This window comes from Coriobacteriia bacterium, assembly GCA_014859305.1.
Taxonomy (GTDB): Bacteria; Actinomycetota; Coriobacteriia; order Anaerosomatales; family Kmv31; genus Kmv31.
The window spans coordinates 1-13862 of sequence record JACUUM010000014.1 but is presented as its reverse complement, the minus strand read 5'-3'; the positions used below and the strand labels follow the sequence as shown (position 1 = coordinate 13862).

Here is a 13862-nt window from a genome sequence, read left to right as displayed (position 1 = left end):
ATGACGCGGCATGAGGACACCGTCCTTCCCGGCCCGACGCCAGGAGGGGACCCCTCCGCCCCCGACCCCGACGAGGCGGCGGCGGGCGGGGCGCTGTACGACCCGCAGCTGGAGGGCGACCTCGCTGCGGAGCTCGAGCTCGCGCGCGAGCAGGCCGCCAAGCACCTCGAGGTCGCCCAACGCGTCCAGGCCGAGTTCGAGAACTTCCGGAAGCGCGTGGCCCGGGACGCGGAGGAGCAGGCAAAGCGCGCCGGGCAGCGGATCGTGGAGGAGCTGCTGCCCGTGCTGGACAACCTCGAACGCGCGATCGACCACACGACGGCCGGCGGCGACGTCGAGCAGCTCCTGGCCGGCGTCGAGATGGTGCACCAGCAGATGCTCGACGTGCTCGCCAAGGAAGGCGTCTCGGTCCAGGACCCCTTCGGTCAGCCGTTCGACCCGGCGCGGCACCAGGCGGTCGGCCGCAAGGAGGACGCGGACGTCCCGGATCACACGGTCGTCGACGTCTACCAGAAGGGCTACGAGATGGGCGGCAAGGTCGTCCGCCCCGCCATGGTGGTCGTGTCCACGGGGGGTCCCGCCGGAAGCGAGGCCTAGGCGATGGCGGCCCGCAAGGACTACTACGGCATCCTCGGGGTGAAGAAGGACGCGTCCGCGGACGAGATCAAGAAGGCCTTCCGGACGTTGGCCCGCAGGCACCATCCCGACACGGGAGGGTCCGAGGAGCGCTTCAAGGAGGTCAACGAGGCCTACGAGGTCCTCTCGGACCCCGAGAAGCGTACGCAGTACGACCAGTTCGGGCAGTACTTCGGCGGCAACGTCCCCCCGGGCGCCGGAGGGGCGGCAGGGGGACCGGGCGGCCCTTTCGGCGGGGGCTTCTCGTACCAGACGGTGGACATGGGGGATCTGGGCGACATCTTCGGCGACCTGTTCGGGGGCGCGGGCGGGTTCGGGGGCGCGACGGCGGCCGGCGCGAGGAGGGCCCATCGCGGCGCCGACCTCACCTACGACGTGCGCCTCGGCTTCGAGGAGGCGCTGGAGGGCACGTCGGCCAAGGTGGAGGTGCAGCGCTCCGAGACGTGCGCCACGTGCCGCGGCAGCGGTGCGAAGCCCGGCACCAGCCCGAGGACGTGCCCTACCTGCGGCGGGTCGGGACACGTCACCCAGGGGCAGGGCATGTTCGGCTTCTCCCGGACGTGCCCGCGCTGCGGCGGCAGCGGCCGGATCGTGGAGGACCCGTGCCCGACGTGCCGCGGCAAGGGGGAGGTCGTCCGCGCGCGCCCGGTGACCGTGAACATCCCGCCCGGCGTCACCGACGGCGGGAAGCTGCGCTTCAAGGGGAAGGGCGAGCCCGGCGTCGGCGGCGGCCCGCCGGGAGATCTGTACGTGATCACGCACGTCGAGCCGCACCCGTACTTCGCGCGCGAGGGGGCCGACGTCGTGATGGAGCTGCCGCTCAGCATCGCCGAGGCGGCCCTGGGGACCGAGGTGACGATCCCGACGCCCTCCGGCGAGCGCGTCAAGCTGAAGGTCAGGGAGGGCACCCAGGACGGCAAAGTCTACCGGCTGGCCGGCAAGGGCGCTCCGAAGCTGAAGGGCGCGGGCCGCGGCGACATGAAGGTCCGTGCCAGGGTGGTGGTGCCCCGCAAGCTCAACGCCGAGGAGAAGGAGCTGCTGCGCCGGTTCGAGTCCTCGCACGCGGAGCAGCTGCGTGCGCACATCGGGTAGCGGCGCCGGCGGGGACGGCGAGGAAGGCGACACGAGGAGACTGCGGTGGACGCGAGGCGAGGGCCGGGCAGGGACCGGCCGCTGTACATGATCAGCGTGGCGGCGGAGCTGACGGGAGTGCACCCGCAGACGTTGCGCATCTACGAGCGCAAGAGGCTGATCCGGCCGCAGCGCTCGCAGGGCAACACCCGCTTGTACTCCCAGGCCGACATCGAGAGGCTGCGTCTCATCCAGCGGCTCACTCAGGACGAAGGCGTCAATCTCGCGGGTGTCGAGCGCATCCTGTGCCTGCAAGCCGAGGTGGAGACCGCCCGCGGAGAGATCGAGCGGCTGCGGCGGCGCGCGGAGGAGGCCGAGAGGCGCGCGCGGTCGGAAGCCGCGCGGGCACACCGGCGCCACAAGGCGGAGATCGTGCTGGTCAAGCGCGGGCGCCTCTCCACGCGGCGTTCCGAGGAGAGCTAGGGGGACGGGCGATGGGGCCAGCCGAGACGAGGAAGCCGGCGACGGGGGACCTCCGGACGGTGCACGTGGTCGCGAACCCCGCGGCGGGTGCTGACGAGATCGTCCTGGCGACGCTTAACGACACGTGGGCCGACGCGGGCCTGCGGTGGGACGTCTCGGTGACGCTGGGGCCCGGAGACGGAGAGCGCCTCGCGCGGGAGGCGGCCGAGGACGGCGCGCCGGTGGTGGCGGCGTACGGCGGGGACGGTACCGTCGCGGAGGTCGCTTCGGCGCTGGCGGGCACAGACGTGCCGATGCTGCTGCTGCCGGGGGGGACGGGCAACGTGATGGCTCACGAGCTCGGGATCCCCTTGAAGCTGTCCGACGCCGCCGCGGTTCTCCTCGGGCCGAGGTCGGAGCGGCGCATCGACGTCGCCGCCACGGACAGGGGGCGGACCTTGGTGCTGAGGGCGGGCATCGGCTGGGAGGCCGACGCCGTCGAGGGAGCGCCGAGAGAGCTCAAGGACAAGCTGGGCTACCTCGCCTACCTCGTCTCCGGCGTGCGCGGGGTGGTGGAGCCGTCGCCGCGGTCGCGCTACCGGATATCGGTCGACGGGGTCGAGTACCAGGACGAGGGCGTGACCTGCGTCGTGGCGAACTCGGCGAGCCTCGGGATGGGGGACCTGGTGCTCCACCCGGAGGTCGCCGTCGACGACGGATGGCTGGACGCGGTGGTGATCCGCCGTTCGGACCCCCCCTCGCTTCTGCGGCTGGCATCCGGCGCCGCACGGGGGAAGCCCGCGGACGACCTGGTCGGTCACTTCAAGGGCCGGGACGTCCGTGTCGAGGCCGAGCCTCGGCAGGCGGTCGTGCTCGACGGCGAGAGCGCCGGGGACACCCCGCTGCGGGCATGGGTGCTCCCCGGGGCCGTACGGGTGCTCGTCCCGGCGAGGAGCGGGGGCGTCGAATCCGGCGCGGAGCACGTCCTCGCGGCCGGCGGGAGGTGAGGGCGATGGTGCGCAAGGCCGCTCCGGCCCCCGGTGTCTTCGCGGTAGCCGCGTTCGCGGTGCTCCTGGCGCTCTCGGCGGCGACGGCGGGCTGCGACCGGTCCTCGGCGGACGGCGAACCTTCCGGGGTGCACGGTCCGTCAGTGACGCCGCAGACGTACACGGAGGTGCGCGACGCGGTCGCCTCGGCGGGCTACCGAGCGGAGGGCGGCCGCATCCTGATGACCCGCATCGGCGAGGAGCGCGTCCGCGCCGATGGCGAGTTCGTCGCCGAGGACGGGCGGAGGCGGGGCGCGCTGGTGCTCGAGGAGCGCGACGGCGGCTGGACCGTCGTCGAGGAGGAGCCGAGATGAGACTCGACAAGCTGACCGTCAAGGCCCAGGAGGCCGTGCAGGCCGCGCAGGCCTACGCGAGCGAGGCCGACCACCAGGTGCTCGAGCCCGAGCACCTGCTCAAGGCGCTGCTGGAGACGGAGGGCGTCACGAGGCCGCTGCTCCAGAAGGTCGGCGCCGACCCGGACGTCGCGTCCAGAGAGCTGGACGATCACCTCGCGACCTCGCCGAAGGTCACCGGCGTCGCGGCGCAGACGATGCAGATGGGCGGCCGGCTCAACACTACGCTGAATGCCGCGACCAAGCGCGCCGAGGAGATGAAGGACGCGTACGTGTCCAGCGAGCACCTGCTGCTCGCACTCGCGGAGGACAAGGGCGAGGCGGGCAGGATCCTGCAGAGGCAGGGCGTCACGCGCGAGCGGCTGACGGAGGCTGTGCGCGAGCTGCGCCGCGGGGCGAAGGTGACCGACCCCGAGGCCGAGGAGCGGTTCCAGGCGCTCGAGCGGTTCAGCCGCAACCTCACCGCGATGGCGCGCGAGGGCAAGCTCGATCCCGTGATCGGCCGGGACGAGGAGATCCGGCGCATCGTGCAGGTGCTCTCGCGGCGCACCAAGAACAACCCCGTGCTCATCGGCGAGCCCGGCACCGGCAAGACCGCCATCGTGGAGGGTCTGGCGCAACGCATCATCGCGGGCGACGTGCCCACGTCTCTGGCCGACAAGGACGTCGTCCAGCTCGACCTGGGGGCGATGGTCGCCGGCGCCAAGTACCGCGGCGAGTTCGAGGAGCGGCTGAAGGCGGTGCTGCGCGAGGTCGAGGAGTCCGAGGGCCGCCTCATCATGTTCATCGACGAGATGCACACGATCGTGGGCGCCGGGGCCGCCGAGGGCGCCATGGACGCCGGCAACATGCTCAAGCCCGCGCTCGCCCGCGGCGAGCTGCGGGCGGTGGGCGCGACCACGCTGGACGAGTACCGCGAGCACGTCGAGAAGGACGCGGCGCTGGAGAGGCGGTTCCAGCCGGTGTTCGTCGGCGAGCCCGGCGTGGAGGACACGATCGCGATCCTGCGGGGCCTGAAGGAGCGCTACGAGGTGCACCACGGCGTCCGTATCACCGACCCGGCGATCGTGGCGGCCGCTACGCTGTCCGACCGCTACATCACCGACCGCTTCCTGCCCGACAAGGCGATCGACCTCATCGACGAGGCCGCGAGCAGGCTGCGCATCGAGATCGACTCGATGCCCACGGAGATAGACGTCATCGACCGGCAGATCCGGCAGCTGCAGATCGAGGAGCAGGCACTCGTCAAGGAGAGCGACCCGGCCTCGGTCGAGCGGCTCGGGCGCCTGCGCGCGGAGATGGCGACGCTGGCCGAGAAGCTCGCCGCGCTGAAGGCGCAGTGGAGCAACGAGAAGGACATCATCACCGACGTGCAGCGGTTCAACGCCGAGCTCGAGGAGGCGCGCATCGACGCCGAGCGAGCGGAGCGCGAGGGCGACCTCGGCCGAGCCGCCGAGATCCGCTACGGGCGGATACCGGAGCTCGAGCGCGAGCTCACGGCCGCGGACGTGCGGCTGCGCGAGCTCCAGGCCGGCGAGCCGATGCTGCGCGAGGAGGTCACCGAGGAAGAGATCGCGCAGGTCGTGGCCTCGTGGACGGGCATCCCCGTCACTCGCCTGATGGAGGGCGAGCTCGCCAAGCTCGCCCACCTGGAGGAGCGGCTGCACGAGCGTGTCATCGGGCAGGACGAGGCGGTAGGCGCGGTGGCCGCGGCGATACGGCGTTCGCGCGCGGGCCTGGCCGACCCGGACCGGCCCATCGGGTCGTTCATCTTCCTCGGCCCGACCGGGGTGGGCAAGACCGAGCTGGGCAAGGCGCTCGCCGAGGTGCTCTTCGACGACGAGCGCCACATGGTGCGCGTGGACATGAGCGAGTACATGGAGAAGTTCTCGGTGCAGCGCCTCATCGGCGCGCCGCCCGGCTACGTAGGCTACGAGGAGGGCGGGCAGCTCACCGAGGCCGTTCGGCGCCGGCCGTACTCCGTGATCCTGCTCGACGAGATCGAGAAGGCGCACCCCGACGTCTTCAACATCCTGCTGCAGGTGCTCGACGACGGGCGGCTGACCGACGGCCAGGGCCGTACCGTGAGCTTCCGCAACACGGTCCTGATCATGACGAGCAACGTCGGCAGCACATGGATCCAGGAGGCCGCCGAGAGGGGCCGGATCGACGACGTGAAGCTGCAGGTCGAGGAGGCGTTGCGCACGACGTTCCGGCCGGAGTTCCTCAACCGCATCGACGACGTCGTCATCTTCGAGTCGCTCTCGCTGGAGCAGATCGGCGAGATCGTCGAGCTGCAGCTCGAGCAGGTGCGCCGGCGCTTGGCCGAGCGCAAGATCGACCTCGTGCTCACCAAGGGCGCCGAGGAGCATATCGCGCTGCTGGGCTACGACCCCGTCTACGGCGCCCGGCCGCTGAAGCGGGTCATCGCCAAGGAGGTCGTCGACCGTGTCGCGCGGTCCATCGTGGACGGCATCGTGCGGGAGGGCGACTCGGTCACGGTCGACCTCGACGGTGACACGCTGGCCCTCCGGCACACGGCGTCGGCGAGCGCAGGCGAGGCGGGCTGATCGACGGCGACGCGACGTTCCTCGGCTCCGGAGGTGGGAATCATCACCGCAGGAGCTGTGGAAGGGGAAGAGGCGTGGGCGTCGGAAGCCATGACGGCGCCCCAGGAGTACGGAGGTGAAGAGGACGTGGCGATCATGCGTTGGGACCCGTTCGGCGAGATGATCAGCATGCAGAGGGAGATGGACCGCCTGTTCGGGCGGATGGGCATGCGCAGAGGCGACGGGGGCGAGGCCGGGCAGATGCATTGGGTGCCGCGGATAGAGGCCAAGCGGGAAGGCGACGATCTCGTGATCAAGGCCGAGCTCCCCGGCATGAAGCCCGAAGACGTCGACATCTCCGTCGAGGACAACGTCCTCACGATCAAGGGCGAGCGCAAGGCCGAGGAGAAGAAGGAGGGCGAGGACTACGTGATCCGTGAGTTCTCCTACGGCTCCTTCGAGCGCTCCATGGTGCTGCCGGAGAGCGTCAAGCCCGAGGACATCAAGGCCGGTTACGACAACGGCGTCCTGGAGGTGCGCGTCCCTCGCGCGATGGAGGAGGCCAAACCCAAGGCGACGAAGATCCCGATCGGGGCCGGCAAGGGCAAGTAGCCGCGGCGCCGGTATCGGCTGCGCGGAAGGACCCGGGGCGACGGCTCGCCCCGGGTCCTTCTCTCACGTTCCCACGCCCAGGCGGTCGGCGAGCTTCTCGAAGCCCTTGCGCACGTCGGGCAGAGTGGGGAGGCCCAGTTGCCGCAACTCCCCGCGGATGGCCCTGTGCGCGTCCGCGCGCACGTCCCGCCGGTACCCGTCGCGGAGCTCCTCGGCGGACCGGAACGCCTCGTGGTAGCGACGCTTCGTCGAATCCGCCGCGCGCCGCACGTCCTCGAGCATCTCGCGCTCCTCGGGCCGGAAGTCGTCCGGGTCGGCGTCGACCACGGGGTCGAACGCGTTGTGGTCCAGGTACCGGAGCAGCTCTTCTCTCGCGTCGGAAGGCATCCGCCGTCCCTCGCCTTCACTCGTGTCTCGAGGCTCGTCCCAAGGCCCGCTCTACCCCGAGTCGCCGGAGCGGAAACGCGCCGCGCGGGGAGATGCACTTCTGCGCGCTTGCTATCCATTCCGAGCAGACGGCGGGAGCGAGGCTCTGATAGCATCGGCACCGTGCCCGCTCTTCCGCCGCGGGCAGGAAGCGAAGGGAGTCCATCGGATGGGGGACGTGCTCATCGTCGAGGGGCTGTCCAAGTCGTACGGGGCGTTGCGTGCGGTGCGAGACGTCTCGTTCTCCGTCAGCGAGGGCGAGGTCTTCGCTCTCATCGGGCCCAACGGCGCGGGCAAGACCACGGCGCTGCGGGTGGTCTCGACCATCCTGCGTCCGTCCTCGGGCAGCGTCGTCGTGGACGGCCAGGACGCGGTACGGGAGCCCGAGCGCGTCCGCGGGATCATCAGCTACCTGCCCGAGGAGGCCGGAGCGTACAAGAACCTGACCGGAGAGGGCTACCTTCGCTTCATGGCCGAGCTGTACCTGTCCGACCGCGCCGAACGGGACAGCGCGCTTCGGACCGCGAGGCGGATCGCCGGTCTGGGAGACCGCCTCCGGGACAAGCTGGGATCCTACTCCAAGGGCATGACCCGGAAGGTCGTGCTCGCGCGGGCGCTGATGACGCGACCCCGTCTGGCGATCCTCGACGAGCCGACGTCGGGGCTCGACGTGATCAACGCCCTGGAGGTGCGCGACACGGTGAAGGCGTTCGCCGCCGACGGCATGGCCGTCCTGCTGTCCAGCCACAACATGCTCGAGATCGAGTACCTGTCGGATCGCGTCGGGCTCATCGACGCCGGAACGCTGCTGGAGGTCGGGGCGCCCGCGGAGCTGAGGAGCCGGTACGGGGCCGCGAACCTGGAGGAGGTCTTCGCGAAGGTGACGCAGCGAGCGGACGGGAGCGCGAGGAGGGCCGTGTAGATGCGCAAGTTCATGGTGCTCCTCGGAAAGGAGCTGCGAGAGCTGCTGACACCCCAGGTGCTCGTGCCCTTCGTCGTCATCGTCGCCATGTTCTCGCTGATCGGCAACATCGTGGGCGGCGAGGCGGAGAAGGCGATGGGGGCGCGCTCGGTCGGCGTGATGGACCTGGACGGCTCCGCGGCTTCGGCGGCGGTCGTCGGCGCCCTCGAGGCTGCCGGGTACACGCCGCGGGCCCTGCCCGCCGACGCCGGGGACCGGGTGGTGGAGGCGCTGCCGCGCGACGCCAGGCTGGCCGTCGTCATCCCGGAGGGGTTCGGCGCGGGGCTCGCGGCCGGCGAGCAGCAGCGGGTCGAGAGCTATGCGGTGCTGAGGGACTTCTCGATGGCTGCCACGATGGGCGGACGCGAGCTCGCCGCGGTGCTGGATGCGGTGAACGCCTTCGCGTCGGGGCAGCTACTGGCCGCGGCGGCACCTGACGCGAACGCGGAGGCGGTTCGCAGGCCGGTCGTCCTCGGCGAGCACGTCGTCGTCGGCGACAGGACGGCGGAGGCCTCCGTCGAGGAGGTCGTGGGGTTCATCGGCAGCCAGACGACCTTCATCCCGATCGTGCTGTTCATGGTGATCATCTTCGCCGCGCAGATGATCGCGACGACGATCGCGACCGAGAAGGAGAACAAGACGTTGGAGACGCTGCTGTCCGTGCCCGTGAGCCGTGTCGCGATCGTCACGGCCAAGATGGTCGCCGCGGGGCTCGTCGCACTGCTCTCCGCGGTGGTCTACCTGTTCGGCATGCGCAGCTACATGCAGGGCATCACCGGCATGGACCTGGGCGAGGCGTCACCCGGTGCGCTCGCCGACCTGGGTCTCACACTCGGCGGCGGAGACTACGTGCTGCTCGGGCTGTCGCTGTTCTTCGGCATCCTGGCGGCGCTGGGCATAGCGGTGATCCTCGGAGCCTTCGCGGAGAACGTCAAAGCGGTCCAGTCGCTGCTGGCGCCCCTGATGATCCTGATCATGGTCCCCTACTTCCTCACGCTGTTCATCGACGTCGGCTCGGCCTCCCCCGCGCTGCGCTGGGGCCTGTACGCCATCCCGTTCAGCCATCCGTTCATGGCCGCGCCGAACCTGTTCCTGGACCGCACCGGACCGGTCGTCGCGGGGATCGCGTACCAGGCGGCGTGGTTCGGCGCGTTCACGATGGCCGCGGGGGCGATCTTCTCGTCGGACCGCATCCTCACGATGAAACTGCGACTGGGCCGGCGGCGCTAGCCGGCAAGGGCGCCCGGGAGCGTCAGTCCGCCTGCCCGGGCTTTCCGAGAGCGCAGTAGTGGTTCCCCGCCAGGCCGTGCCGGCCCCACACGAGGCATCTCGGGCACTCGCACGCCCGAGGGAAGTCGAGGTCGTCGCAGACCGCGAGCCCGATCGAGCAGTACAGTCCGGGCAGAGACCTCGGGTCCGACGGCACCTTGCCTTCCGCGCGCCCGGAGGCGCGGTACATCCGGTCCGCGCACTCGCTGCGGGCCTGGACCGGACACTGCCCGCACAGGCACTCGCGGATGTTCTCGTCGGTGAATCGGACCGCGCGCATCCGGCCCCCCCTTCGACTCGCGAACCCTCGACCAGGTAGCCTATACCCGGACACGCGAAGGGTACATGCTGAGAGAGGCCGGGAAAGGAGGGCGCGTGGTCGAGGGCGACCGTCTGGTCGTGGCGTTCGACGTGGGAGCGACGAACACGCGCGCACGCGCCGCCTTCCTGACGCGGGAAGGGCTCCGGCCGCACACCCTCCTCGGCGACGGGGTGAGCGAGCAGGTCTCCTCGCGTGAGCGTCTGTACGACTTCGTCTGGCGCATCCTCGACTCTCTGCGCGAGGGAGAACGCGTGGTCGGCGCCGCCTTCGCGGCGGCGGGTCCCGTCCAGGACCACGCCCGTGTCACGATGACGAACTGGATGGAGACGCGCCCGATCCTGCTGGAGGAGCTGGCTGACCTCGGTCTCCCTCGCGCAGCCACGGCACTCATGAACGACCTGGAGGCCGGGGCGCTCGGGCTTCTGGCGATGATCGAAGCGGAGGGCCCGCGCCCGAAGGGGACCGAGGTCCTGCACGACCCCCCCGTCCTGAGGCGCGGAGGGCACTTCGTCTTCGTCGCGCCCGGCACCGGGCTCGGCGCGGCGGGGATCGTCGAGGCGGGCGACGGCGGGGGCGAAGGCCCCTGCTCGCGCGTCGTCGTGCCGTGCGAGGTGCAGCACACCCTGCTGCCACCGATCGACGAGGAGATCGGGCGCGTGGCCGAGCGGATCGCCAAGGACTCGCGACGCGACTGGGTGAGCTGGGAGGACGTCGTCTCGGGCCGAGGGCTCCTCGACGCCTACGCGGCGTTGTGCTCGCTGTCCGGGCTCGTGCCGATCGTCTCGGCCGTCCCCGAGGCGGGTCAGGAGGAGTCGGCGCACGTCTCGGCGATAGCGCAGGCCGCCGTCAGCGGCGAGGACACGATGTGCGCGGAGGCGATGGACATCTACTACCGCTGCCTCGGTGCGTTCTGCCAGTCGCTGGCCTTGACCTTCCTGCCCTGCGCGGGCGTGTACGTGGGGGGCGACACGACGAGGAGGAACCGCGACTTCCTCGTGGGGAGCGGCCTGCTGCAGACCTTCCTCGCCAATCCGGTCCACGGCGGGATGCTCGAGGCGGTGCCCGTGCGTCTGGTGCTGCGCGAGACGAACCTCGCCGGAGGCTTGCGCCGCGCCGAGGAGATGGCGCGGGTGTCGCCGGCGTGAGTGCGGACCCCGTCGGCCTCAGGCGGTCCGAGCGGAGGGGTCGAGGGCGCGCTCCTCGCCCACGGCGCGTTCCAGCTCGTGCTGCGCGGCACGCAGGTCGGTGATGTCGGTGAGGAGCACGGAGCACCCCAGCACGTCGCCCCGGGGCCCCTTGACGGGGTTCGCGCGCCCGTAGAACACCGCCCCCTCGTGCTCGAGCTCGAACGCCACGGTGGTCTCGCTGAGCGAGAGGCACGTTCGCACGTGCGCCCCGAGGGCGGGAACGGCTTCCCACAGCGGCACTCCGCGTACCGCCTCGGGGAGGAGCCGTCGGCAGACCCCGTTCGTCTCGATCACCACTCCCCGGTCGTCCGTGACCACGGCGGCGTCGGACATGCTCCTGAAAGCTTCGGCGGCGGCGAGAGGGACGAGCCCGTCGAGTCCCTGCGCTATCACCTGGTAGAGGAGGAGCATGGTGAGGAGGGAGAAGAGGACGGGCACGGGGTTCACCGGGATGTCGAGTCCGAGGAGGTGCCGCAGAGACCAGAGGATGCCGCCGGCCAGAGGCAGCAGCGCGGCGGCACCGAGCAACGAGGCGCGCCGCCGATCCCGAGGTGCGGCGTCGCGCTGCGACGAGGACGACACGAGCAGCCAGATGCCGGGGGCCACGAGGAGGAACGTGGTGAGGTGGTGCACGATCGCCAGCGAGCCGTAGGCCGTCGGAGCTCCGGGGACCGTCTGCCGTGCGAAGAGACCGTGCCACGGGTTCGTCAGCGCGACCGCGATGGTGTAGACCGCGGGAACGTGCACCAGCACGGCCCGCCACCCCTTGAGCCATCGCCGGCGCTCCGCCCGTCTCGCTGCGTGCAGGAACCAGTAGACCGGGGTGAACGACAATCCGATGATCTGCACAGCGAAGAGAGCGAAAGCCCACGGCCCCGCCGCGCCGGTGGCCGGCTCGGCGGGCCCCCTCGTGTGGAGATGCACCGCGTAGGAGAGGCACCACGCCGAGATCGAGACGTTGAGGGCGACGAAGGTAGGGTCGCGGCGGCCCACCCTGGGCAGTACCGCGACCGCCGTGAGCGCGAGCACCGCGGACATGATGCCTGCCGCGAGCGGCAGCACGAAGATGGATTCGAGCACGACCCCCCCGTCGCTAGGAAGATATAGTATCTCCGTAAGCGTCCCGACGGTACCTCCGTCCGGACGAGCGGTGGCGAGAGCGGTGTGAAGGCCGCTGGGGGCCCAGGCGGGCCGGGGCCGCCGTCCGTCAAGGTCGGCGGGATGCGTGCCGATAACGAAGCGAAAGCCTCTTCCGAACGGGCCCTTCCTATCAAGGGTGGCCGCGTGAGCGACGTGACTGAGAAAGGCGAGGGGATCGCCGCCCCCAGCGGTGCCGATCTGCCTGCGATCCTCGGCGACGCGGGCTTTCCCGCGGCGCTCTGGTCGGGCGCGGAACTGCGTTTCCTCTGGGCGAACCGCCCCTTCCTGGATCTGATCCGCGAGAGCCCGCCGGAGGTCGACGCGCTGGGCATGCCCGTGTCGGGCTTCCTGTCCGACACGCGCAGCGCGATGCTCTTCCAGGACGCGGCGTACACCGGCCTGCCGAAGACCGAGCCCGAGTACGAGTACCGCGCGTCGTCCGGCGACGTCTCCTACTGGCAACTCACGTTCCTGCCCGTGCCCGGCAGGTTCGGCCAGCCTTGCGAGGTGCTGCTGACCGGCATCGACGTCACCGGTAAGGTGCGCGCCGAGCGTGCGGCCGAGCACGAGCGCACGGAGATGCGCAACGCGATGGACCTCATCGACACCACCATCCTCTCCTCTCTGGACGCCGAGGAGATCCTGCAGCGCGTCGTGGTGGAGGCCACAGAGGCCCTGGGGGCGGACTGGGGCTGGATCGCCCGCCGTGCCAAGGAGGGCTGGGTCTTCCGGAACGTGCACGGCTGGCCCGAGGAGAGCGTCGGCCGATGGTTCCGCGAGGACGAGGAGTCCCTGCCACGGCTCGCCGCCGAGCGGGGGGCGGTCGTCGTGGAGGGCGGGACCCGCAGCGTCCGCACGGAGCACCGAGAGCTGCTGGAGAGGCACGACATCGGCGGCTTCCTGCTGGTCCCGCTGCTCTCCAGGGGCGACGTCGGCGGTGTGGTCGGCTTCTGCTGGAACGAGCCCGCCCCGCTGGGCGAGGCGCATCGCGAATTGGCGGACAAGCTCGCCGTCTCGCTGGCCCTCGCGCTCGAGAACGCGCGACTCTACGCCGCGGAGCGCGAGATCGTCCGCACGCTGCAATCCGCGTTCCTCGCCCTGCCGCATCGCGTGGAGGGGCTCGAGTTCGCCCACCTGTACCACTCGTCCGCGAACGGGATCCCCATAGGCGCCGACTTCTACGACCTCGTCCAGCCCGAGGCCGGCCTGGTCGCGGTGATGCTCGGAGGGGTCTCGGGACGGGGGCTGCCCGCGGCCTCGATGACCGCTCTGGTGAAGAACTCGATGCGGGCCGAGGCGTTGAGGGCGGCGCCGCCCACCGAGGTCGTGACCCACACCAGCGAGATCGTGCGCAAGGAGGCCGGAGCTGGATCGTTCGCCACCGCCTTCTTCGGGGTGATGGACGTGCGCTGCGGTGAGATGTCGTACTGCCTGGCCGGTCCGCCCGCTCCCGTCCTCGCTCCGAAGGGTGCGCCGCCATCCCTGCTGAGCGAAGCGCAGGCGGCGATGGGCCTGCGTTCTCGGCCGAGCTACGGCGAGAGCAGGGTCGGCCTGTCCGTGGGCGACCTGCTCGTGCTGTACACCGAGGGCCTGACCGACGCGGCGGATGGCCGCGGCCGGCCGTTCGGCACCAAGCGGCTGCTCCGCTCGGTCGCGGACGTGGCCGAGTCACCGGTCGACGAGATCCCACAGGCGCTGTTCATGGACGCGTTCTCGTACGCCGACGGACGTATGACCGACGACGTCGCGATCCTCGCGATGCGTCGTACCGAGCCGCGCCCGCGCCGGGCCGCGCTCGTCCCCGCCGCCTCCTAGACCGGCCCCGGGG

Annotated in this window: 14 protein-coding genes; 11 read left to right on the top strand and 3 right to left on the bottom strand. The window is 71.1% G+C overall.

Annotated features, from left to right (window positions below):
* From grpE to IBX62_03750, 7 genes are all read left to right on the top strand, one after another.
* Positions 1–597, top strand: coding sequence for a nucleotide exchange factor GrpE (gene grpE, locus IBX62_03780; protein ID MBE0476202.1), 597 nt, complete (start codon positions 1–3; stop codon positions 595–597).
* Between the two features lie 3 nt (positions 598–600).
* A complete protein-coding gene (gene dnaJ / locus IBX62_03775; GenBank protein MBE0476201.1) occupies positions 601–1728 on the top strand; it encodes a molecular chaperone DnaJ in 1128 nt (375 codons plus the stop codon).
* An 87-nt stretch (positions 1729–1815) separates the two neighbouring features.
* On the top strand, positions 1816–2190 hold the full coding sequence (locus IBX62_03770) for a MerR family transcriptional regulator (GenBank protein ID MBE0476200.1): 375 nt from the start codon (positions 1816–1818) through the stop codon (positions 2188–2190).
* 11 nt (positions 2191–2201) lie between these two features.
* Positions 2202–3176: a diacylglycerol kinase family lipid kinase gene (locus IBX62_03765; protein ID MBE0476199.1), complete on the top strand. Its 975-nt coding sequence runs from the start codon at positions 2202–2204 to the stop codon at positions 3174–3176.
* A 5-nt stretch (positions 3177–3181) separates the two neighbouring features.
* Positions 3182–3529 (top strand): hypothetical protein, encoded by a 348-nt coding sequence (locus IBX62_03760; protein MBE0476198.1) that lies wholly within the window; start codon positions 3182–3184, stop codon positions 3527–3529.
* Entirely contained in the window at positions 3526–6138 is a 2613-nt protein-coding gene (clpB, locus tag IBX62_03755; GenBank protein ID MBE0476197.1) for an ATP-dependent chaperone ClpB, read from the top strand. The genes IBX62_03760 and clpB overlap by 4 nt, the downstream gene beginning before the upstream one ends.
* A 135-nt stretch (positions 6139–6273) precedes the next feature.
* Positions 6274–6729, top strand: a complete 456-nt coding sequence (locus tag IBX62_03750) for an Hsp20/alpha crystallin family protein (GenBank protein ID MBE0476196.1) — start codon at positions 6274–6276, stop codon at positions 6727–6729.
* A 63-nt stretch (positions 6730–6792) separates the two neighbouring features.
* Here the strand turns inward: IBX62_03750 and IBX62_03745 are convergent, their stop codons facing one another.
* Positions 6793–7116 (bottom strand): hypothetical protein, encoded by a 324-nt coding sequence (locus tag IBX62_03745; GenBank protein ID MBE0476195.1) that lies wholly within the window; start codon positions 7114–7116, stop codon positions 6793–6795.
* Between the two features lie 208 nt (positions 7117–7324).
* Between IBX62_03745 and IBX62_03740 the strand changes: the two genes are divergently transcribed.
* Together IBX62_03740 and IBX62_03735 are read left to right on the top strand one after the other, a co-directional pair.
* Positions 7325–8077 (top strand): ABC transporter ATP-binding protein, encoded by a 753-nt coding sequence (locus IBX62_03740; protein ID MBE0476194.1) that lies wholly within the window; start codon positions 7325–7327, stop codon positions 8075–8077.
* Positions 8078–9346, top strand: a complete 1269-nt coding sequence (locus tag IBX62_03735) for an ABC transporter permease (protein ID MBE0476193.1) — start codon at positions 8078–8080, stop codon at positions 9344–9346.
* A 22-nt stretch (positions 9347–9368) separates the two neighbouring features.
* Here IBX62_03735 and IBX62_03730 read toward each other — a convergent pair whose 3' ends face one another.
* A complete protein-coding gene (locus IBX62_03730; protein MBE0476192.1) occupies positions 9369–9665 on the bottom strand; it encodes a DUF2769 domain-containing protein in 297 nt (98 codons plus the stop codon).
* A 95-nt stretch (positions 9666–9760) separates the two neighbouring features.
* Between IBX62_03730 and IBX62_03725 the strand changes: the two genes are divergently transcribed.
* Positions 9761–10852 (top strand): glucokinase, encoded by a 1092-nt coding sequence (locus IBX62_03725; GenBank protein MBE0476191.1) that lies wholly within the window; start codon positions 9761–9763, stop codon positions 10850–10852.
* A gap of 18 nt (positions 10853–10870) precedes the next feature.
* Here IBX62_03725 and IBX62_03720 read toward each other — a convergent pair whose 3' ends face one another.
* Positions 10871–11974, bottom strand: coding sequence for a PAS domain-containing protein (locus IBX62_03720; GenBank protein ID MBE0476190.1), 1104 nt, complete (start codon positions 11972–11974; stop codon positions 10871–10873).
* Between the two features lie 204 nt (positions 11975–12178).
* On the opposite strand from IBX62_03720, the gene IBX62_03715 reads away from it, so the two are divergent.
* A complete protein-coding gene (locus IBX62_03715; protein ID MBE0476189.1) occupies positions 12179–13849 on the top strand; it encodes a SpoIIE family protein phosphatase in 1671 nt (556 codons plus the stop codon).
* Positions 13850–13862: the final 13 nt, after the last annotated feature.